At 64.4% G+C, this 21830-nt stretch carries 20 protein-coding genes and 1 tRNA gene; 12 read left to right on the top strand and 9 right to left on the bottom strand.

What is annotated here, in order from left to right; translation table 11 throughout:
- Nucleotides 1-66: 66 nt before the first annotated feature.
- From GC1_RS07985 to GC1_RS07960, 6 genes are all read left to right on the top strand, one after another.
- A complete protein-coding gene (locus tag GC1_RS07985) occupies nucleotides 67-2127 on the top strand; it encodes a dynamin family protein (RefSeq protein ID WP_019296517.1) in 2061 nt (686 codons plus the stop codon).
- The gene (locus GC1_RS07980) at nucleotides 2124-3086 is read left to right on the top strand and encodes a dynamin family protein (protein ID WP_019296518.1); all 963 of its coding nucleotides are present in this window, start codon (nucleotides 2124-2126) and stop codon (nucleotides 3084-3086) included. Before GC1_RS07985 ends, GC1_RS07980 begins: the two co-directional genes overlap by 4 nt.
- 60 nt (nucleotides 3087-3146) lie before the next feature.
- Nucleotides 3147-3524 (top strand): hypothetical protein, encoded by a 378-nt coding sequence (locus GC1_RS07975; RefSeq protein ID WP_019296519.1) that lies wholly within the window; start codon nucleotides 3147-3149, stop codon nucleotides 3522-3524.
- Nucleotides 3524-4294, top strand: coding sequence for a hypothetical protein (locus tag GC1_RS07970; protein ID WP_019296520.1), 771 nt, complete (start codon nucleotides 3524-3526; stop codon nucleotides 4292-4294). Before GC1_RS07975 ends, GC1_RS07970 begins: the two co-directional genes overlap by 1 nt.
- A gap of 125 nt (nucleotides 4295-4419) precedes the next feature.
- Nucleotides 4420-4902, top strand: coding sequence for a GNAT family N-acetyltransferase (locus GC1_RS07965; RefSeq protein ID WP_019296521.1), 483 nt, complete (start codon nucleotides 4420-4422; stop codon nucleotides 4900-4902).
- 35 nt (nucleotides 4903-4937) lie between these two features.
- Nucleotides 4938-5014 (top strand) — tRNA-Arg (locus GC1_RS07960).
- A 95-nt stretch (nucleotides 5015-5109) separates the two neighbouring features.
- Here the strand turns inward: GC1_RS07960 and GC1_RS23015 are convergent.
- The 9 genes from GC1_RS23015 to cofG form a co-directional block, all read right to left on the bottom strand.
- Nucleotides 5110-5292 (bottom strand): tyrosine-type recombinase/integrase, encoded by a 183-nt coding sequence (locus tag GC1_RS23015; protein ID WP_443136564.1) that lies wholly within the window; start codon nucleotides 5290-5292, stop codon nucleotides 5110-5112.
- 196 nt (nucleotides 5293-5488) lie between these two features.
- A complete protein-coding gene (locus GC1_RS07955; protein WP_019296523.1) occupies nucleotides 5489-6112 on the bottom strand; it encodes a TetR family transcriptional regulator C-terminal domain-containing protein in 624 nt (207 codons plus the stop codon).
- 180 nt (nucleotides 6113-6292) lie between these two features.
- The gene (locus tag GC1_RS07950; RefSeq protein ID WP_019296524.1) at nucleotides 6293-7333 is read right to left on the bottom strand and encodes a TIGR03842 family LLM class F420-dependent oxidoreductase; all 1041 of its coding nucleotides are present in this window, start codon (nucleotides 7331-7333) and stop codon (nucleotides 6293-6295) included.
- Between the two features lie 25 nt (nucleotides 7334-7358).
- Complete coding sequence (gene npdG / locus GC1_RS07945; protein WP_019296525.1) at nucleotides 7359-8027, bottom strand: NADPH-dependent F420 reductase; 669 nt, start codon at nucleotides 8025-8027, stop codon at nucleotides 7359-7361.
- A complete protein-coding gene (gene cofE / locus GC1_RS07940; RefSeq protein WP_019296526.1) occupies nucleotides 8024-8797 on the bottom strand; it encodes a coenzyme F420-0:L-glutamate ligase in 774 nt (257 codons plus the stop codon). Before cofE ends, npdG begins: the two co-directional genes overlap by 4 nt.
- Entirely contained in the window at nucleotides 8794-9453 is a 660-nt protein-coding gene (gene cofC / locus GC1_RS07935; protein WP_019296527.1) for a 2-phospho-L-lactate guanylyltransferase, read from the bottom strand. Before cofC ends, cofE begins: the two co-directional genes overlap by 4 nt.
- The gene (gene cofD / locus GC1_RS07930; protein WP_019296528.1) at nucleotides 9450-10418 is read right to left on the bottom strand and encodes a 2-phospho-L-lactate transferase; all 969 of its coding nucleotides are present in this window, start codon (nucleotides 10416-10418) and stop codon (nucleotides 9450-9452) included. The genes cofC and cofD overlap by 4 nt, the downstream gene beginning before the upstream one ends.
- Entirely contained in the window at nucleotides 10415-11686 is a 1272-nt protein-coding gene (gene cofH / locus GC1_RS07925; protein WP_019296529.1) for a 5-amino-6-(D-ribitylamino)uracil--L-tyrosine 4-hydroxyphenyl transferase CofH, read from the bottom strand. Before cofH ends, cofD begins: the two co-directional genes overlap by 4 nt.
- Nucleotides 11683-12825 (bottom strand): 7,8-didemethyl-8-hydroxy-5-deazariboflavin synthase CofG, encoded by a 1143-nt coding sequence (gene cofG, locus GC1_RS07920; RefSeq protein ID WP_019296530.1) that lies wholly within the window; start codon nucleotides 12823-12825, stop codon nucleotides 11683-11685. The genes cofH and cofG overlap by 4 nt, the downstream gene beginning before the upstream one ends.
- A 257-nt stretch (nucleotides 12826-13082) precedes the next feature.
- Between cofG and GC1_RS07915 the strand changes: the two genes are divergently transcribed.
- The 6 genes from GC1_RS07915 (at nucleotide 13083) to GC1_RS07890 (ending at nucleotide 21819) form a co-directional block, all read left to right on the top strand.
- Entirely contained in the window at nucleotides 13083-14654 is a 1572-nt protein-coding gene (locus GC1_RS07915) for a Re/Si-specific NAD(P)(+) transhydrogenase subunit alpha (RefSeq protein WP_039498525.1), read from the top strand.
- 16 nt (nucleotides 14655-14670) lie between these two features.
- Complete coding sequence (locus GC1_RS07910) at nucleotides 14671-16110, top strand: NAD(P)(+) transhydrogenase (Re/Si-specific) subunit beta (RefSeq protein ID WP_039498523.1); 1440 nt, start codon at nucleotides 14671-14673, stop codon at nucleotides 16108-16110.
- Between the two features lie 25 nt (nucleotides 16111-16135).
- Nucleotides 16136-17455, top strand: a complete 1320-nt coding sequence (locus tag GC1_RS07905; RefSeq protein WP_019296442.1) for an aspartate aminotransferase family protein — start codon at nucleotides 16136-16138, stop codon at nucleotides 17453-17455.
- A gap of 65 nt (nucleotides 17456-17520) precedes the next feature.
- Nucleotides 17521-18771 (top strand): Zn-dependent hydrolase, encoded by a 1251-nt coding sequence (locus tag GC1_RS07900; protein WP_019296441.1) that lies wholly within the window; start codon nucleotides 17521-17523, stop codon nucleotides 18769-18771.
- Between the two features lie 5 nt (nucleotides 18772-18776).
- Entirely contained in the window at nucleotides 18777-20237 is a 1461-nt protein-coding gene (hydA, locus tag GC1_RS07895) for a dihydropyrimidinase (protein ID WP_019296440.1), read from the top strand.
- Between the two features lie 91 nt (nucleotides 20238-20328).
- Nucleotides 20329-21819, top strand: a complete 1491-nt coding sequence (locus GC1_RS07890; RefSeq protein ID WP_019296439.1) for an NCS1 family nucleobase:cation symporter-1 — start codon at nucleotides 20329-20331, stop codon at nucleotides 21817-21819.
- Nucleotides 21820-21830: the final 11 nt, after the last annotated feature.

Raw genomic sequence — 21830 nt, 5'->3', positions numbered from 1 at the left:
CCCGAGACCCGCGTGCCGGGCAGCAGACCAAAACTCCGAAGCAGGACACGAAATACAGGCCCCGCCATGAACATGGAAAACCAGATCGAGAGCGCCACCGACATCCGCGCCTCCGCCCGCCCCACCAACCTCGGCGCCGGGCTGGAGCCGCTGGCGGATTTCGCCCGCAAGGCGCGGCGGCTCGATGGCGCGCTGACTACCCTGCTCGGCGTGTCGGGTGAACGGGTGAAGCGCAGCCTGACCCGCTTGCAGGAGGAACTGGGAACCTTCGAGCCCAGCGTCACTCTGCTGGGGCAGGTGAAATCCGGCAAGACCTCGCTGGTCAATGCGATGGCCGGCTGGGCCGACCTGCTGCCGTCAGACGTGAACCCCTGGACCTCGGTTGTGACCTCGCTGCACCTGGAGCCGGGCGAGACCCGCACCGGGAACAAGGCCTGTTTCCAGTTCATGACCGAAGATGAGTGGGACCGGCTGACCACCAAGGGCGGCCGCATCGGCGAAATGGCTGGCCGCGCCGGCGCGGATAGCGAACTGCAGAAAATCCGCACCCAGATAGAGGAAATGCGCGACCGCTCCCGCCAGCGTCTGGGCCGCAAGTTCGAACTTTTGATGGGGCAGAAGCACGACTATGGCTATTTCGACAAGAACCTGATCGAACGCTACATCTGCCTGGGTGATGACTTCGGCGACGAGGAGCCGGGCACGGTGGACGAACAGGGCCGCTTTGCCGACATCACCCGCGCCGCCGATCTGTTCCTCAACAGCCGCTCGGTGCCGCACCGGCTGTGCCTGCGCGACACGCCGGGCGTCAACGACACCTTCATGATGCGCGAACAGATCACCATCCAGGCGATCCGCGACAGCCGCATCTGCGTGGTGGTGCTGTCGGCGGGACAGGCGCTGACCTCTGTCGACATGGGGCTGATCCGGATGATCTCCAACCTCAAGTCGCGTGAGGTGGTGATTTTTGTCAACCGCATTGATGAGCTGGCCGATCCGGCAAACCAGATTGCCGAGATCGAGGCCAGCATCCGCCAGACGCTGGAAACCCACCATGGGCCGCAGGAGGCCGAGATCATCTTCGGCAGTGCTTACTGGGCCAACCAGGTGCTGACCGGCGGGCTGGAGGATATGGACCCGTCCAGCTCTGCCGCGCTGCTGAATTGGGCCGAGGCCTCGGTCAATGCCTCCCACGCTAAAGCCACCCCCCAAAACATGGTGTGGGAGCTGTCAGGCCTCCCGGCCCTGAACCGCGCCGTGTCCGAGCGCATCGTTGCCGACCTGGGCACGCCGCTGTTGCAGCGCATTGCCGCCACCGCCACCACAGCCGCCACAGGCCAGCAGGCTGCCAATGCAATCCTGGTGCAGGGTGAAGGCAGCACAGGCGGTGCCAATATGCACGACGTCCGCACCGCCTTCGAAGACATCTGCCAGACCCATCTGGAGGCAATGGACGCAGAGGCCGGCCAGGTGCTCAATGCTTTCCGCGACCGCGCCGACCGGGCCCATGCCACCTTCACCGACCGTGCCACCCACGCGCTGATCGACCATTTGGAAAAATGGGGCGAGGATTGCCACTGGGAATACGACCCAGCCGGGCTGCGGATGCTGTTGCGCTCTGCCTACTCGGTGATGACCAGCCGTCTGCAATCTGCTGCGCAGAATCGCTACGAGGCTGCGGTGCAGGATGTGGCGGAGCTGCTCTATGACGGTTTCGGCCCGGCAGTGGAGGGCATCCAGCTGGCAGTACCCGACGTGCCCCAGCCTGCCTCCCCGGTGGCGCTGGCTCAGTCAATCGCGCTGGATTTCAACGACAGCTGGTGGGCTTCCTGGTGGCGCCGCACCCGCGGCTACAAGGCCTTTGCCAAACAGTTCCGCAGCCTGATCGAAGGCGAGACCGAGGATTTCATGACCCAGCTCAAGACAGTGCAGACCGCCGACGTCCGCGCCGCTGTCCTCGCGCGGCTGCAGGGCTTCTTCGACGGCCAGCGTGACATCCTGCTCGAGATCGCCGATTGCCGCCGCGGCGGCGGCGACATGCAGGCGCTGTTTGCGGGCGACGAGGCCCGCTATCAGCAGACTCAGACGACTACTGCCTTGGAAACACTCAGGAGTTTCACCGCATGACGTATCAGACTGCCCAGCACGCCCCGGCGCCGCTGCCTCCCGAACCCGCCCCGGCCCGCAAGCCGCGGCTGGCGCTGATGGGCGAATTCAGCGCCGGCAAAAGCACTCTCACCAATCTGCTGGTGGGCCAGCAGCCGCTGCCCACCCGCGTCACCGCCACCCGCCTGCCGCCGGTCTGGATCTCTCACGGGGCGGAGGGCGCCTGCCTGACCGGCACCGACGGCAGCGAGACCCCCGTGCGGCTGGAGGATCTGGACGATGTGCCGCTGGAAACCACCGCACTGATCCGCCTGACTCTGTCGGCCGAGGCGCTGGAGCTCTGCGATCTGATCGACATGCCCGGGATCTCCGACCCCAACATGCCCGCCAGCGTTTGGCAGAACCTGCTGCCGGAGGTGGACAGCGTGATCTGGTGCACCCATGCCACCCAGGCCTGGCGCCAGTCAGAAGCGGCGGTATGGGAGGAAATCTCTGCCCGGCTCGACGCCCCCAGCACCCTGCTGATTACCCATTTCGACAAGCTCAAGACCCCGCGCGACCGTGACCGGGTGCTGCGCCGGGTACAGAAGGAAACCGGCGATGGCTTCAATGCGGTGTTCCCGCTGTCGCTCAGCCAGGCGCTGGCCGCGGGCGAGGATATGGAGGCCTGGAAGACCAGCGGCGCTGACGGGTTCATCGAATACCTGGTCGACCTGCTCTTGAACTGGGCGCAGCCGCACCGTCCCCGCCCTGCGTTGAAGCCTGCCACTGCCACGGAGGCGCTGCAGCCGGACCAGCAGCTGCGGGCAGAGGTGCTGGACATCGGCGGGATGCGCGATAGCAGCCCCCAGGCGGACCCTCAGGCACAGCCGCAGCTTCAGGCGGCCGCCGCCAATGAGGGCCCCCGGGTGATGCCGCGCCGGGTCTCTGCCCCCTCCCGGCGCAGCCAGCGCCCCGAACCCCCCACTGACGGAGACTGACGCCGCCATGCTGCCAGCACCTGCTCGATTTGATGCACCACCGCGCGGCTGGGATAGGCCATGACCCTTGCCCGCCAGCTCGACGCCCTGCGCCATTTTGAACCCGGCTGCCGCCTGGCCGCCTTTGGCGACCTCGGCGCCAGCATTGTCCTGCGCAGCAGCAGCGATGGCGGCCATCCGCAGGAATATCTCGACGACCTTTGCCAGCAGGCCCGCCGCGGCTTCCTGGCATTGGATGCAGCAGTTCAGGCCGGCGGCGCCGCCAATACGCCCGCGGATGACGTTCTGCTGCTCGCCCCGGGCGAGGCTCGCCTGTTCCTGCGCGCTGGTGGCGGCTCCGGCGATGCTGTGCTGTGTATCTGCGACGACGCAGAGGCCGCCGCCCGGTTGGCGGCCCCGGCCCGGCAGCTGCTCGCGCGCCAGAAAGGCGGTATGTGATGGCGACTCCCGCGCAGCGCCCCCCGCGGCCTGGCAGTGCCGCCGCCTCAGCCCTGCAGCAGGCGCTGGTCCGGCTGGCGCAACCCGGCGGCACTGCCGGTGCAGAGGCGACAGACAGTCTCGGCGCCGCAGTGCTGCGCGAAATCCGCGATACCGTGCTGCCGCGCGAAATCATCCTTTACATCCGCCAGCAGCCCGCCGCGGTCCTCACTGTGGTGCATCGGAGGCTTGCAGGCATCCGCCTGAACGGCTGCACGGACCCCTCCACTGCTGCCGAGGATCCGGAAGCCGCAGCCCAGCTCTTTGCTGCCCGCCTGCGGCAACTGGATGCTCAGGCCCGGGATCAGGCTTTCAGTTTTCGCCGCCGGCCTTGCGCCGTGCCGCAAGGTGCGGGCAGCTGCACCGCAGGGACCTTGGCCGCCGCCCTGACCGCAGGGGGCAGCAGCAGCCGGCTGGACAAGTTTCGCGCCCAAGCCGAAGTGCAGGCTGTTGCATGGCTTCACTGCCCGCGACACAGCGCACAGACGCAGGCGGGCGGCTCGGACGCGCTGCTCACCCGACTGGATGCGGTACGAAAGGCGCTCACCTCCAAATCGGCCCGCCCCGCCTCTGCCCGGATGCCTGTGCCAAAACCGGACTGCCTGCTGCTGCCGGTCACGCCGCAACTGCACATCCTCGCGGCCTCCGACGGCGGCGCCTTGCTGCTCCTGGTATTGCCGCCGGAAGCTGCCCGTACCCTGATGGCCATCTGGTGCAGCCTCTACCGCTGACATCCCCGGCCTTGCCTAAAAATCAGGCATCACCTGCGTTGGGGGTGCATAAGAGCGCCTGCGCGATTGCCATCCGCCGCTGGCCGGGCAATACCTTAGGGCAACCCGCCCGATGGACTTTGACGATGACCGACACAGCCTTTGACATCGCCGCCGCCCGCCCCTCTGATCCGGAGGCTGCCGCCCTGATCCGCCGCCATCTGGCGCAGATGGCAGCGCAATCGCCCGAGGAAAGCTGCCATGCCATGGACGCCAGCGGTCTGGAGGGGCCGGAGGTGCAATTCTTCCTGCTGCGACGGGACGGCCAGGCGCTTGCCATGGGGGCGCTCAAGGACCTGGGCGATGGCACCCGCGAGCTGAAGTCGATGCACACACTGGCAGGGGCCCGCGGCAGTGGCGCAGGCCGTGCCATGCTGGCCTTCCTGCTGGAGCTTGCCCGCCGCAGCCATGCGGTCGCGGTCTACCTCGAGACCGGCTCCACCGAGGATTTCCTGCCCTCGCGGCGTTTGTACGAATCCTTTGGCTTTGCCCCTTGCCCGCCGTTTGCGGATTATGCCGAGGATCCGTGGTCGGTCTTTATGCATCTGGATCTGCGCGCCGCGGCTTGACCCCCGGGGGCAGCCTGTCATAACTGGCGCAGAGCGGTCCCTTAGCTCAACTGGATAGAGCAGCTGACTTCTAATCAGCAGGTTGAGGGTTCGAGTCCTTCAGGGATCGCCATTTTCTCCTTTAAAATCAGTTAGTAAGTAGCGTCTTTGACCTTGGGCCGTATATAGTAGGTCCATACAAGGGCCAATTTCGGGGCTGCTGGAATTTCAGCTTCCATTCATGATCTCCCTCGCCCTGTCCGCGACATCCCTTTTGGCGAACTTGGCGTACTTCTGTGTCTGGGTCACAGTGGCGTGTCCGAGAAGGTGGGATACCTCCTCTAGCCTCATACCATTGTTCAGCATCCGGGTGGCGTAGGTATCCCGTTGAGGAGGGCACGGTGTTCGTATGTGTTCATGCAGCCGGTGAGGACACTGCGAACCAAGCAGCGCAGACCGTGCTTAAGGCAATTACCATTGGCCCGGCTATGCCGCCGCAATTCGCGCTTGTTTTTTGAATCCTGTACAGTTCAGAGGTTTAACACCCTGTTCCTTGTATATCTTCGGGAGTGGCCTGCTGAAAATATAGCTCAGCTAAACTCGCACCTTAAACGGCGAGTAATTTTTTGTACATTTCTAAGAGAAATGCTTCAGCCTCAACATATCTGTCTTCCGCCTTGCTGGGAGCAATTTCCGCGATTTGTACGTCGAAGTCGGCATAGTGCTGCGTGGTTGCCCAAATCGAAAACAGAAGGTGATGCGGATCCACAGATGCAATCTTTCCGTCATTCATCCATTCTTCCAGCAGCAGGATTTTTGCGCTGTAGAGCTCTTTGAGAGGGCCAAAGATTTCGCTGCGGGAACGCGGCAGCCCGCTCAGGACCTCATTGGCAAAGAACTTGCTTTCCTTGGGGAAGCTTCGTGACACGTCCAATTTTCGCCGGATGTATTCGCAGATTTCATCAATAGGTTCGCCGTGCGGGCTCAGCATGCTCAACGGTGCCATCCACAGCTGCAGTGTTCGGCCCATAAGCTCCCGCCGGATCGCGTCCTTGCTTTCAAAGTAATAAAGCAGGTTGGGAGTAGTCAGCCCTGCTGTTTTGGCAATCATGTTGATAGATGCGCCGGAAGAACCATGACGGGAGAAGACTTCAAGCGCCGCGGCCATGATTTGTTCTGTTTTCTGACGCTGGATCTTGGTCTTCGGTTTCTCTGATGCCATGCGCGCCATGCGGAATCCGCCATTTCATATCAATCCGACTCGGCGCTGTCTTGGCACAACTCGGGGGGGAAGGCCAGCGGGCGGTCCGGCGGGCGGTCCGACGGCGGCTGCGGGCAGCAAAAACCGGCGGGCAGGGGAGGCTGCCCGCCGGAAGGCTGTGCCGTCAGGGGAGATGGCTGGCGTCAGCCCTTAGGAGGCAGCCAACATCGGGGAGGATACGGAACCGTCCTCCCGGAAGGCCGGGATGATGTGATCGCCGTAATCGGCGATGATCTTCTCCTCGTCGCCGCTGTCCAGATAGATGTTGAACTGGGTGGTGCCAGCGGCCTCCAGATCGCGGATCTTGGCGATATGCTCATCCGGGGTGCCGAGCACGCAGAAGCTCTTGACGATGTCCTCGGTGATGAAGTCGAGATAGGGGTTATCGCTCTGGCCGTGCTTGGAATAGTCGTAGCCTTTGCGGTTCTTGATGTAGTCGGTCAGGCTGGTCGGGACATGATCGCCGCCGGTGCCGTATTTCTCGACGATGTCAGCGACGTGGTTGCCGACCATGGCAGGGAACCACTTGGTCTTCTCGATGCCTTCCTCGATTGGGCCGGTGTGGGCGGGCGCTGCGGCCATGACGCGGTAGTTTGACATGTCGCGGCCTTCAGCCTCACCGCCGGCCTTGGCCTGATCGGCCAGCCATTTGATGATCTTGGGCTCGGCGATCTGCAGCACCACGCCGTCGCCGACCTTGCCGGCTGAGGCCAGCGCCTTGGGGCCGTAGGCGCCGATCCAGACCGGCAGCTCATAGCCCTGCGCCCAGGGGAATTTCACCGGCTCGGGGCATTCGCCGTACTGCACTTCCTCGCCGCGGATCAGCGATTTGACCACGTGGGTGAACTCTTCCATCCGCTTGATGGTCGAGGGCTTCTTGCCCATCACCCGCACGGCGCTGTCGCCGCGGCCGAGACCGATGTCGAAACGGCCGCCGGACTGTTTCGCCAGCGAGCCGAACAGCGAGGCCGCCACCGACCACTCGCGCGAGTTCGGGTTGGTCACCAGCGGGCCGAAGCGCATGTTGGTGGTGTGCTCCATGCACATCGCCATGGCGACGAAGCTTTCGCGCCACAGGATGTGGCTGTCGTAGAACCAGCAGTAGGTGAAGCCTGCGTTCTCGGCCTGGCGGACCAGCGCGCGGGCGCGTTCGGGCTCAACGAAGCCCTTGAAGCAAATACCGAATTCCATGTGTGTTTTCCTCCTCGTTGGAATCTCAGTGATCGGGGGCCCAGATGCGGATGCCCGCATGGGTGAAGGGCACCGCCTTGGAAATGTTCTGGCGGATCAGGATCGGGGTGATCGCCTCGATGCAGCGGGCGGCCTCGGCGTCGCCGGCGTTGTAGGCCTGGACATCCAGCGCGCCGACCAGCTCCATCACCTTCTTGCGGGCAGGCAGGCTGTTGCCGCAGACCAGGATGTCGCAGTTGATCGGCCAGTCCAGGTTGTTGAGCGTGGTGGCCGACACGTTGTGCAGCGCGCCGATCACCGGGATCTCGTCGCCTAGGAGCGCCTGCGCGGCCTCGGTGGCGGAGCCTTCGGGCGGCATTTCCACCTTCTTGGGGTCGCCTTCCTTGAGCGGCACCACGATGTCGACCAGGATCTTGCCCGCAAGGCCCGGCTTCAGCGCCTTGAGCGTGGCGTTGTGGGCGGAGAATGGCACCGCGAGGATCACCATCTCATCCGCAGCTGCGGTGGCGGCTTCATTGCCGAGGCCGGTGATTTCGGCGGCGCCCGCGGGCAGTTTCGCCATCAGCTCTGCTGCGATGCCGGCGCTGCGCTCACCGTCGCGCGAACCCAGAGCCACATTGATGCCGGCGCGGGCAAAGCGCAAAGCCAGACCCTGTCCCTGCGGCCCGGTGCCGCCAATGATTGCGATCCTCATCGGAACATATCCTCCTGTTTTTTCCTGAGTATGTCGGCGCCGCGGCTGTCGGCGGGCTGCCAGTCGAGCCCGCGCAGAAGCACCGCCGGTGTCTTTCCGTTCTTGCGCACCACCAGCCCCGAGGCGGCGGCGATTTCATCGGCCAGTGCCGGTTCAGTCACCTGCAGCGGGCGGCCCCAGGCGTCGCTTTTGCCCTGTTCGCGGATGGTCGCGGGCACTTTGGCCAGGCCGATCGCCACATTGACCTGGCCCAGCCTCCAGGGGCGACCGAAGGTGTCGGTCATTACCACGCCGATCTCGGCGTCAAAACGGTGCGACAGATCCTGCTGCAGCCGGGCGCAGCTGGCATCCGGATCGGGCGGCAGTATCATCGCCGCATCTTCCTCGCCGAAATTCGACTCATCCACCGCCGCATTGGCTGAGATGAAGCCGAGCCGGTGCTCGCAGATCATCGTGCCCTCGTTCTGGTCCGGGCGGCGGAAGGCGCGCACCACGCGGGTGCTTTCGCGCAGGACGATCTCGACCTTGCGCGGGTCCTTGTTCAGCTCTTCGGCGTATTTCAGCGCCTCCGCCGACGGCGTCACCGAGGCCAGCGGGATGATGCAGTCCTCGGCCTTGGAGAAGACTTTTTGCGCGACGCAAAGGATGTCGCCGCGTTTGAGCGGCATGCCGGCCCGGTCCAGGCAATCGCCCAGAACCGCGGCTAGATCGTCGCCGTTGCGGATGTCCGGCACACCGGGAATGGCGGTGAGAGAGACGGAAAGGCTCATTGCGCGCCCTCCCGCGCCAGTGCCTGCGGGTTATGGGCCAGCAGGTGATCAAGATCCTCGGCTGTATCGACGTCAATGCGGAGGCTGGCCAGCGGCAGCACCCGGGGGCAAAGCCCGGCGGCCTCTGCCGCGTGCAGATGCGCGATCAGAGACTTCGGCCCGTAGCGGAACGGGAAGGGGCAGGGCAGGGGCGCCAGCAGTGCATTGGTCCCCAGATCCTTGGCCGGGCAGAACAGCGCGCTGTTGTTATCCAGCGGGTGTGCCAGCAGCCGGGTGAGGTCGTCCGTGGACGGGGCGGCGAGATCGCCGGGCAGAACGCAAAGCGCACTGTATCCCTGCTGTGCCGCCCAAACGGCGGCGGCCTCCACTGCCAGCGACAGCGCGCCGGGGTCCTGGTCGTCGATGCAGATGAGGCCGCCCTGACGGGCGATCCGGGCAATCACCGGGCTGTTGCTGACCACGGCAATATCCGCCGTGCCGCCGGGGAGGCGGGCCAGGGCCTCTTGCAGTTTCGCGACGGTGGCCTGGAACAGCCCTTCCGCCAGCACCCTGCGCTCCTGCGGGGTGAGGGCGACGGCGAGCCGGGTCTTGGCCTTTGACGGGTCCTTCATCGGGATCACGGCGAGCCGCTTGCCGGTACCTTGTTGCGGGGTCATGCGGTTGCCTCCAGATGGACCGGAGCAAATGCCAGGTCGACGATTTCGCGGGCCAGCCGGGTCTTGTCCTCATGGGTTTTCATCAGGATGCGGCTGCAGACCGGCTCCAGCCCTTCGGCGCGGATGGCGCCCGCCAGCGACGCGTCGGCGTGGTCGATGAACAATGTACCGGCGAGGCCGCGGTAGCGGCGGGCAACGCCAAGCGCGTCTGTCTGCTCCCCCAGCGCCTGCATCATCCGGTCGGCGGGGCCTTTCACAACCTTGCCGTCAATGAAGGGGCTGACAGCGATCTTGGGCGCGGCGGAGGCCTGCACCGCGTCCGCTATGCCTGGAATGCCCAAGATCGGGGCAATGCTGACCAGCGGATTGGACGGTGCAATCACGATCAGGTCTGCTGCGCGGATTGCCTCCAGCGCCTCCGGCGTTGGGCGGGCCCGGGCGAGGCCTTCGAAGGCCAGTTCCCGGACCTCCGGCGCGCAGCGTTCGCGCACGAAATACTCCTGGAAACTCAGCCAGCCCGCATCGGTGCGCACCCGGGTTTGCACGGTGCCGTCGGTGGGCAGCAGGATCTCTGCCGTGACGCCAAAGGCGCGGGCAACGTCACGGGCGATCTCGCTGGGCCGGTCGCCGCGAAGCCGCCGCATGGTGCGGTAGATGTGCAGGCCGAAGTCGCGGTCGCCCAGCGACATCCAGGTGTCCGCGCCCAGTTTGGTCAGCGTTTCCAGCGCCCGGTGGCCCTCATCCGCGACGCCCCAGCCCTGGCTGCGGTCGATCACATCCGCAAGGCTGTAGGTCAGCGTGTCGATATCGGGCGAGACCCAGAGGCCGTGGAAGGCATCGTCATCCGCCACATTGCCGATCACCGAGAGCTGCACATCCGGCAGGGCTGCCAGCCCCTCGGCCATCTTGGCGCCGCCGACGCCGCCGGCCAGCAGCGTCACCTTATGCTTGCCTGCGCCGCTCATTCCGCCGCCTCCAGCGCGGGGCGCTCCGGGAACATTTCCAGGAAGGCCAGCGGGTCACGGCCCTGGCGGTCCACCAGCGGCGCGATCACCTCGGGGTCGTGATGCTCATAAACCTCGCGCACCTCGTAGATGGTGTTGCGGCGCACCGGCACCCGGCCCGCGGCGCGGATGATCTGCGCCAGCTCGCGGGCGGTGATTTCCTGGCCGTGGTCCGACCCGGCCGCGCGCGAGATGCTTTCGTTCATCAGCGTGCCGCCGAGGTCGTTGACGCCGCGCGACAGCATCTGTTGCGCCCGGGCCGCGCCCAGCTTGGTCCAGCTGACCTGGATGTTGTCGATCCAGCCGTGCAGCATGATGCGCGAGACCGCGTGCATCAGGTCCACCTCCAGCGCGGTGGGGCCGGGGCGCACGGTGTCCGGGTTCTGTGCCCAAAGGGGCGATTCCGTGTGCACAAAGGACAGTGGCACTAGTTCGGTAAAGCCGCCGGTGTCTTTCTGGATGTCGCGCAAAAGGCGGATGTGCGCCGCCCAATGCTCCGGCCCGTCGATATGGCCGTACATGATGGTGGCAGTGGTCGGGATGCCGACGTCATGCGCGGCGCGGATGATCTCCACCCATTTCTCGGCGCTCAGCTTGTTCTTGGTCAGCTGCATCCGCACTTCGGTATCGAGGATTTCCGCCGCGGTGCCGGGCATCGAGCCGAGGCCCGCCGCCTTCAGATCGGCCAGGAAGTCATGATAGGACATCTTGGTCTTGGAGGCACCGTACCAAATCTCAAACGGCGAGAAGGCGTGGATATGCATGTCGGGCAGCGCCGCCTTGATGGCGCGCACGATGTCGCGGTAATAGGTGCCTTCCATCTTGGGGTGCAGCCCGCCCTGGATGCAGACCTCGGTCGCGCCGCGGTCCCAGGCCTGCTGCGCGCGCTCGATGATCTGGGCGGGCTCCAGCCACTCGGCGTCCTTGTCCTCGGACCGTTTGGCAAAGCCGCAAAAGCGGCAGCCCATGTAGCAGATGTTGGTGAAGTTGATGTTGCGGTTGACCACAAAGGAGACGTGGCCGCCGTTGGCGCGGCGGCGCAGTTCGTCGGCCACCGCATAGACCGCTTCGGCGTCAGCGCCGGTGGTGCGGAACAGCTCTGTGCCTTCGGCTTCTGACACCTCGCCGCCTTCCAACGCCAGTTCCAGAATGGCGCGAACCGGAGCGGAGGCGGCGCTGACGGCCGCCGGGACTGCGGCAAACTTCTCTGCGGGGGGTTGGATGGTCATGCTGTTTCTCCCATGTGCTGCTGGTCGCGTGCCAGTCCGTTGGCCTGCGCCATGCCGGAGGCGCGGGCCAGAATTTCCGGGTCGATGAAGCCGCTGCCGGCGGCCAGGTAGCTGGGGTAGACCGTCAGCCGCTCGCGCAGCTGGAACCCGGCCTGGGTGCAGGAGGCGGCAAGCTGGCGGATCTCCGGCCATTCATGCTGCGGATTGATGAAGTCGATGGTGACCGGCGAGATGCCGCCCCAGTCGTTGATGCCTGCGTCCAGGTAGGCCGGATGGCGGGCGCTGAGGTTCGGCGGCGCCTGCAGGCTGATGTCCGGCGACAGGATGATGCGGGCCGCCGCGATGGTGCGCAGCATGTCTTCCAGCGGCGGCTCCGGGTGGTTCGCCATGGCGATATCTGGCTTGCGCTGGAAGTTCTGGATGATCACTTCCTGGATGTGGCCGTGGCGGGCGTGGGCGCCGTTGATCGCGTGCAGCGCCTCGATACGCTCTTCAAAAGTCTCGCCGATGCCGATCAGCAGGCCGGTGGTGAAGGGCACTTTCTTCTCGCCCGCCCGTTCTAGCGTGCGCAGCCGCTGCACCGGCACCTTGTCGGGGCAGGCATAATGCGGCTGGCCCTTGCGGGTCAGGCGGCGGCTGACGGTTTCCAGCATCATCCCCATCGAGGCAGAGACCGGCCGCAAGAGGTCAATCTCTTCGCTGGTCAGCGTGCCTGCGTTCACATGCGGCAGCAGCGCGGTTTCCCGCAGCACCAGCGCGCACATCTCGGCCAGATAGGCGGTCAGGCTGGAATAGCCGAGCCGCTCCAGTGCTTTGCGCGCCTTCTCGTAGCGCAGTTCCGGTTTCTCGCCGAGGCTGAACAGCAGCTCCTTGCAGCCTTCCCGCTCACCGCGGCGGGCCGTGGCAAGCACCTGCTCCGGCGTCATGATGTTCGCTTCGGGCGAGTCGGGATGCTTGACGAAGGTGCAATAGCCGCAGGTGTCGCGGCACATGTTGGTCAGCGGCACAAAGGCCTTGCGGGAATAGGTGACGGTGCGCCCCCAATGGGCATCGCGGATCTGGCGGGCACGGGCCATCAAGTCATGCAGGTCCCCGGCCGCCGCCCAGGATTCACTTGGTTTGGTCAGTTGAATGTTCATGGGCTCCTCCTGCTTTCAGGTTTGTGGGACTCCTGGATTCTGTCAACCTTAAATTTGACTAGTAGATAAAAAACATGCCTGCAAAATACTGTAACTATAGAAAACAAAGCAAAAAAATGTTGAATACCTGCTTACGTGGTACAATTTTGTTGACTGAAAACTAAAAATTTGACTATCTGGTAAAAAAAGAAACATGATGAATGATGCCATCCGACTCACCTGTGGGGCGGGTCTGGCGCAATGGGAGGAGAACGGCCGTGCTGATTGGAACGCCAAAAGAGCTGGCGCCGGGTGAAAACCGGGTTGCGATGACGCCGGATTCGGCGAAGCAGCTGCAGAAGCTGGGCTATGAGTGCGCGATTGAGGCCGGGGCGGGCGCCGCTGCGGGCTTTTCCGATGCGGCCTATGAGGCGGCAGGCGTTGAGGTCATCAAGACCCCGGCAGCGCTGTGGAAGGCCTGCGATATTGTCGCCAAGGTGCGCCAGCCGGATGCAACCGAGCTGAAGCGGCTGACCAAGGGCAAGACGCTGATCTCCTTCTTCAACCCGGCAGGGAATGAAGAGGGGATGGAGCTGGCCAAGTCGAAGAAGGCCAACGTCATCGCCATGGAAATGGTGCCGCGGATTTCGCGCGCGCAGAAGATGGACGCGCTGTCGTCGATGGCCAATATCGCGGGCTACCGCGCGGTGATCGAGGCGGGCAACAATTTCGGCCGCTTCTTCACCGGCCAGATCACCGCGGCAGGCAAGGTGCCGCCTGCCAAGGTTCTGGTGGTCGGCGCCGGGGTGGCGGGGCTTGCCGCCATCGGCACCTCGACCAGTTTGGGCGCGGTGACCTATGCCTTCGACGTGCGGCCTGAAGTGGCTGAGCAGGTCGAGTCGATGGGGGCCGAGTTTGTCTATCTGGACTTCGAGGAAGAGCAGCAGGACGGCGCTGCCACCGGCGGCTATGCGGCGGTCTCCTCGCCGGAGTTCCGCGAAGCGCAGCTCGCCAAGTTCCGCGAGCTGGCGCCGGAGATGGACATCGTCATCACCACCGCGCTGATCCCCAACCGTGAAGCGCCGGAGCTGTGGACCGAGGATATGGTTGCCGCAATGAAGCCGGGTTCGGTGATCGTTGATCTGGCGGCGGAAAAGGGCGGCAACTGCAAGCTGACCGTCGCGGATGAGAAGGTCGTGACCGACAACGGCGTCACCATCATCGGCTACACCGATTTCCCGTCCCGGATGGCGGCGCAGTCCTCGTCGCTTTACGCCACCAACATCCGCCACATGATGGCCGACCTCACGCCGGAGAAAGACGGCCAGGTCAACCACAACATGGAAGACGACGTGATCCGCGGCGCCACCGTCACGTTTGAGGGCGAGATCACCTTCCCGCCGCCGCCGCCCAAGGTGCAGGCCATTGCGGCCAAACCCAAGGAGGCCGTGCCGGAGCTGACGCCGGAAGAAAAACGCGCCAAGGAGGTTGAGGCCTTCAAGGCGCAGACCAAGAGCCAGGTCACCCTGCTGGCAGGCGGCGGTGCGCTCCTCTTGCTGGTCGGGCTGTTCGCGCCGGTCAGCTTCATGCAGCATTTCATCGTCTTTGCGCTGGCCTGTTTCGTGGGCTTCCAGGTGATCTGGGGCGTTGCGCATTCGCTGCACACGCCGCTGATGGCTGTGACCAACGCGATCTCCTCGATCATCATCCTGGGCGCCTTGATGCAGATCGGATCGGGCAGCTTCCTGGTGATCCTCTTGGCGGCGCTCAGCGTTTTCATGGCCGGGATCAACATCTTCGGCGGCTTCCTCGTCACCCGGCGCATGCTCGCCATGTTCCAGAAATCTTAAAAGAGGGGCCGAACAAATGGATTACGGTTTCACCACCGCCGCCTATGTCGTTGCGGCTGTTCTTTTCATCCTCAGCTTGGGCGGCCTGTCGAACCAGGAAAGCGCCAAGCGCGCGGTCTGGTACGGCATTGCCGGCATGGGGCTGGCGGTTTTCGCCACCCTGATCGGCCCCGGTTCCGGCCTGTGGCTGCTGTCGATCCTGCTGATCGCGGGCGGCGGCATCATCGGCACCTATGTCGCCAAGAAGGTCCAGATGACCGAGATGCCGCAGCTGGTTGCCGCGATGCACTCGCTGGTCGGTCTGGCTGCGGTCTTTGTGGGCTTCATCGCCCATTTTGAGATCGGCAATGTGGCGGCCGCCGTGGCCGCGGGCAGCACCGAAGACCTCGGCACCTTTGCCAAGCTGATTGCCAAGAAGACCCCGGCAGAGATCTCCTTCCTGCGGGTTGAGCTGTTCCTCGGCATCTTCATCGGCGCCATCACCTTCACCGGCTCGGTCATCGCCTTTGGCAAGCTGGCGGGCAAGGTCACCTCGGCTGCCACCAAGCTGCCGGGCGGCCATATGCTGAACGCGGGCGCGGCGGGCCTCTCCTTCCTCTGCCTGATCTGGTACTTCAGCTCCGGCGGCTTCCTGCCGCTGTTCCTGATGACCCTGGCGGCGCTGTTCATCGGCTACCACCTGATCATGGGCATCGGCGGCGCCGACATGCCGGTGGTGGTCTCGATGCTGAACAGCTACTCCGGCTGGGCCGCGGCGGCGATCGGCTTCTCGCTGGGCAACGACCTGCTGATCGTGGTCGGCGCGCTGGTGGGCTCCTCCGGTGCGATCCTCTCCTACATCATGTGCAAGGCGATGAACCGCTCCTTCGTCAGCGTGATCCTGGGCGGCTTCGGCGGCACCACCGGTCCCGCGATGGAAGTGGAAGGCGAGCAGATCGCCATCGACGCCGACGGCGTTGCCACCGCGCTGGATGAGGCCGACAGCGTCATCATCATCCCCGGCTACGGCATGGCGGTGGCCCAGGCGCAGCAGAACGTGGCTGAGCTGACCCGCCGCCTGCGCGCCAAGGGCAAAGAGGTGCGCTTTGCCATCCACCCGGTTGCGGGCCGCCTGCCGGGCCACATGAACGTGCTGCTGGCCGAGGCCAAAGTGCCTTACGACATCGTCTTGGAAATGGACGAGATCAACGAGGACTTCCCGGACACCGACGTGGCCATCGTCATCGGCTCCAACGACATCGTCAACCCCGCCGCCCAGGAAGACCCCAACTCGCCGATCGCGGGCATGCCGGTCTTGGAATGCTGGAAGGCGAAACAGGTGTTTGTCTCCAAGCGCGGCCAGGGCACCGGCTACTCCGGCATCGAGAACCCCCTGTTCTTCAAGGAAAACACCCGCATGGTCTATGGCGATGCAAAGCAGAGCCTCGATACGCTGCTGAACCAGATTGCGGCCTGAACACTCTCAAGAAAAGGATTTGGATATGACCACTGATCCAAAACGCGCAAACGCCATGGACGCCTATTGGATGCCCTTCACCGCCAACCGGCATTTCAAGGAGAACCCGCGCATGGTCGCCTCGGCCGAGGGCATGTATTACACCACCACCGACGGGCGCAAGGTGATGGATGGCACCGCGGGCCTGTGGTGCGTCAATGCAGGCCACGCCGCGCCGCGCATCACCGAGGCGGTGCAGAAGCAGGTCACTGAACTGGACTATGCGCCGGCCTTCCAGATGGGCCACCCCAAGGCGTTTGAGCTGGCCGCACGGCTGGCGGATTTGGCGCCGGGCGATCTGAACCACGTGTTCTTCACCAACTCCGGCTCTGAATCGGTGGAGACCGCGCTGAAGATCGCGCTGGCCTACCACAAGGCCAAGGGCGAGCCGGGCCGCACCCGGCTGATCGGGCGCGAGAAAGGCTATCACGGGGTCAATTTCGGCGGCATCTCGGTCGGTGGCATCGTCAACAACCGCCGGCATTTCGGCAGCCTGCTGACCGGGGTCGACCACCTGCGCCACACCCATGATCCGGAGCGCAACGCCTTTACCAAGGGCCAGCCGGAACATGGCGCGGAGCTGGCGGAGGATCTGGTGCGGCTGATCGAGCTGCACGGGGCCGAAACCATTGCCGCGGTGATCGTCGAGCCGATGGCGGGTTCCGCCGGGGTGATCCTGCCGCCGAAGGGGTACCTGGAGCGGCTGCGCGAGATCACCCGCGAGCATGGCATCCTGTTGATTTTCGACGAGGTGATCACGGCCTATGGCCGCCTGGGCCGCGCGTTTGGCGCGGATTACTATGGCGTCGAGCCGGACATGATCACCACCGCCAAGGGGCTGACCAATGGTGTCATTCCGATGGGTGCGGTTATGATCAGCAGCGAGATCCACGATGCCTTCATGACCGGTCCGGAGAACCTGATCGAGCTGTTTCACGGCTATACCTACTCCGGCAATCCGGTCGCCTGCGCGGCAGCGCTGGCGGCGCTGGACACCTACCGCGAGGAACAGCTGTTTGAGCGGGCCGCAGGGCTGGAGGACTATTGGACCGAGGCGCTGTTCAGCCTCAAGGGCCTGCCGCATGTGGCGGACATCCGCTGTTCCGGCCTGGTGGGCGCGGTGGAGCTGGAGCCGGTTGCGGGCCAGCCGACCAAACGCGCCTTTGACACCTATCTGCGGGCCTGGGACAGGGGGGCGCATCTGCGCACAACCGGCGACATCATTGCCATGTCGCCGCCGCTGATCATCGAAAAATCTGAAATCGACGAGCTGATCGGCATCCTGGCCGAGTCGCTCATCGCGTGACCAACCGGCTGCCGGTCCGCCGCGGAGGAGCGTGCGGGGCCGGCAGCCGCCAAGGGAGAGACAACATGAAAGACGTGCAAAGCAACGCCCGCATCAATGGCAGCCGCCTGTGGGATTCGCTTATGGAAATGGCGCAGAAGGGCCCAGGGGTGCGCGGCGGCAACAACCGCCAGACGTTGACCGATGCCGACAAGGAAGGCCGCGACCTGTTCAAGCGCTGGTGTGAAGAGGCCGGCATGACGGTGGGCGTCGACAGCATGGGCAACATGTTTGCCCGCCTTGAGGGCGCCGAGCCGGATCTGGACCCGGTGATGATGGGCAGCCATCTGGACACCCAGCCGACGGGCGGCAAATACGATGGCGTGCTGGGCGTGCTGGCGGGGCTTGAGGTGGTGCGCTCGATCCGCGATCAGGGCATCACCCCGCGCCGTCCCATCGTGGTGGTGAACTGGACCAATGAGGAAGGCACGCGGTTTGCTCCCGCGATGCTATCCTCCGGCGTCTTTGCCGGCGTTCATACCCAGGACTGGGCCTACGGGCGCGAGGACGCCGAGGGCAAGACATTCGGCGAGGAGCTGGCCCGGATCGGCTACAAGGGTGATGAGCCGGTGGGCAGCCGCAAGATGCACGCGATGTTTGAATTGCACATCGAGCAGGGCCCGATCCTGGAGGCCGAGGGCAAGGACATTGGTGTCGTCACTCACGGCCAGGGCCTGAACTGGCTTCAGGTGACGCTGACAGGGCAAGAGGCGCACACCGGTTCCACCCCGATGCCGATGCGCCGCAATGCGGGCCTTGGCGCGGCGCGGATCACCGATCTGGTGCATGAAATCGCGATGAGCCACCAGCCCGACGCTGTCGGTGCCGTTGGCCACTGCGACTATTACCCCAACAGCCGTAACATTGTTCCGGGCAAGGTGGTGTTCACCATCGACTTCCGTTCGCCCAGCTTTGACACCCAGACCGATATGGAGCAGCGCCTGCGCGAGGGTGCGGCGAAGATTGCCGAGGAGCTGGAACTGGGGCTGGAGATCGAACGGGCAGGGCATTTCGACCCGGTCACCTTTGACGAGGGCTGTGTGGATGCTGTGCGCCGTGCGGCGGAGAAGCTGGGCTATTCGCACCGCAATATCATCTCCGGCGCGGGGCATGATGCCTGCTGGATCAACAAGGTGGCGCCGACTGCAATGGTGATGTGCGCCTGCGTCGATGGACTGAGCCATAACGAGGACGAGGAAATCAGCCGCGAATGGGCGGCGGCGGGGACGGATGTGCTGCTGCACGCCGTGCTGGAAACCGCAGAGATCGTGGAGTAATCGGCATGAGTCAGAGAACCGTGATCAAGGGCGGCACCATTGTTGCCGCCGACCGCAGCTATGCCGCTGATGTCGCCATCGAGGATGGCAAAATCGTGCAGATCGGCGCGGGCCTCAGCGGCGACAGGGTGCTGGAGGCCGAAGGCTGTTATGTCATGCCGGGCGGCATTGATCCGCATGTGCATTTGGAGATGCCCTTCATGGGCACCCATTCGGCGGATGATTTTGAAAGCGGCACCCGCGCGGGCCTTGCGGGCGGCACCACCATGGTGGTGGACTTCTGCCTTCCCAGCCCCGGCCAGTCTATGCTGGCGGCGCTGGAGGCCTGGCACGCCAAGTCGAAACGCGCCTGCGCCGACTACTCCTTCCACATGGCGGTGACCTGGTGGAGCGAGCAGGTGTTCAACGAGATGCAGCAGGTTGTGGATCTCGGCATCAACTCCTTCAAGCACTTCATGGCCTACAAAGGCGCGCTGATGGTGGACGATGACGAGCTGTTCGACTCGTTCCGCCGCTGCGCCGCGCTGGGGGCGCTGCCGATGGTGCATGCGGAAAACGGCGATGTGGTGGCCACCATGCAGCAGAAGCTGCTGGCCGACGGTATCACCGGGCCGGAGGGGCATGGGCTGTCGCGCCCGCCGGAGGTTGAGGGCGAGGCCACCAACCGCGCTATCATGATCGCCGACATGGCGGGTGTGCCGCTGTATGTCGTGCATACCTCCTGCGAACAGGCGCATGAGGCGATCCGCCGGGCACGCCAGAAGGGAATGCGGGTCTTTGGCGAGCCGCTGATCCAGCATCTGGTGCTGGACGAAAGCGAATACCGCCATCCCAACTGGGACCACGCCGCGCAGCGGGTGATGTCGCCGCCATTCCGGGACAAGGCGCATCAGGACAGCCTGTGGGCCGGTCTGCAGGCAGGCTCCCTGCAGGTTGTGGCGACCGACCACTGTGCATTTACCGTGGATCAGAAACGCTTTGGCATCGATGACTTCACCAAAATTCCGAACGGCACCGGCGGCCTTGAGGACCGGATGCCGGTCCTTTGGAACGAGGGAGTGAATACAGGCCGATTGACTCCGAACGAGTTTGTCGCCGTCACCTCCACCAATATCGCCAAGATCCTCAATATCTACCCGCGAAAAGGAGCGATTGTGGAAGGCTCCGACGCCGACCTGGTGGTGTGGGATCCCAAGAAATCCAAGGTGATTTCTCCAGAAACCCAGCAATCGGTTGTGGAATACAACGTGTTCTCTGGCCGCGAGGTCACCGGCCTGCCCCGCTACACGCTCAGCTGCGGCGAGGTGGCGGTAGATGACGGCACCGTCTGCGCCACCCCGGGCCACGGGCGGTTTGTGGACCGGCCCGCGTACCCCGAAGTCAACAAGGCGCTGTCCAAGTGGAAAGAGGTGACCGCACCGCGCCAGGTCGTGCGTTCGGCTGAAAACATGCCGGCCTGCGTCTGATCATACCCCCGGCACAGGCCGGGTGCTTTCGCATCTGCGGCCCTGTGGAGGACAGGGCGGCAGTAAGCCAATAACAGGGAGGAAACTGAAAATGGCTGATATCACCAGCGGGTTTTCCGCATCCGGCGCCGAGGCGCCGCCGCGGACCGATCTGACCGGGATCGACCCGGAACTGTATAACGAGGACCAGCTGCCCACAACGGCGGTGGAACGCACCTGGGACTGGCTGGCGATTGCCGCGCTTTGGGTCGGCATGGTGGTCTGTATCCCGACCTATCTGCTGGCCTCCTACCTGATCGGATCGGGCATGAGCTGGGACCAGGCGGTGCTGACCATTCTGGCGGCCAATGCCATCGTGCTGATCCCAATGGTGCTGGTTGGCCATGCGGGCACCAAATACGGCATACCCTTTCCGGTGCTTCTGCGCTCGTCCTTCGGACCCAGCGGCGCCAAGATTCCGGCGGTGGCCCGCGGTATCGTTGCCTGCGGCTGGTTCGGCATTCAAACTTGGGTTGGCGGTTCGGCGATCTTTGTGATCCTGAACACCCTCACGGGCGGCGCGCTGGCGGGCGAGGCGCTGCCGGTGCTGGGCATCAGCGCGGGCGAGTTCATTTGTTTCCTCGCCTTCTGGGCGCTGCATCTCTACTTCATTGCAAATGGCACCGAGTCGATCCGCTGGCTGGAGACCTATGCGGCACCGTTCTTGCTGGCGATGGGGCTGGCACTGCTGGCCTGGGCCTATGTCAACGCGGGCGGCTTCGGAGAGATGCTGTCGACCCCCAGCGCCTTTGATCCCGGCCAGCCGCAGGAAGGCCAGTTCTGGGTGGTGTTCTGGCCGAGCCTCACCGGCATGATCGGCTTCTGGGCGACCCTGGCGCTGAACATTCCCGACTTTACCCGCCACGCGCGCAGCCAGAAGGACCAGCTGCTGGGCCAATTGGTCGGCCTGCCGGTTCCGATGGCGCTGTTTGCCTTCATCGCCTCTGCCGTGACCTCGGCCACTGTAGTGATCTACGGCGAGGCGATCTGGGATCCGATCCAGCTGTCCGAGAAGATGGGCGGATTTTCGGTGATCATCGCGCTGTTTGCGCTGATCGTGGCGACGCTGACCACCAACCTGGCAGCCAATGTGGTGGCACCTGCGCACGGGTTCTCGAACCTGGCGCCCAGCAAGATCAACCTCAAGCGCGGCGGCTACATCACCGCGGGCATCGGCATTGCCATGTTCCCCTGGATCCTGGTGAACCACATCATCGGCTGGCTGATCGCCTATTCGGCGCTCTTGGGTCCGATTGCGGGCGTGATGCTGGCGGACTACTACCTGCTGCGCAAGACCAAGCTGGAAGTGGCCGATCTGTTCAAGATGAACGGCATCTACTCCGGCAGCAACGGCACCAACTGGGCCGGTGTCTGGGCGCTGGTGATCGGCATCCTGCCGAACCTGCCGGGCTTCCTGGCAGGTGTTGGCCTCACCGCCGGTACCTCGGACTTCTTCGCCACGATCTATACCTATGCCTGGTTCGTGGGCCTGTTCGTGGCCGGTGCCGCCTATCTGGTGCTGTCGAAGATCCTGAACAGGTAAGACAAGGCTCC

The sequence above is a fragment of the Leisingera sp. ANG1 genome (assembly GCF_000203975.2).
Classification (GTDB): Bacteria; Pseudomonadota; Alphaproteobacteria; order Rhodobacterales; family Rhodobacteraceae; genus Leisingera.
This window is presented reverse-complemented; position numbering and strand designations above follow the sequence as displayed.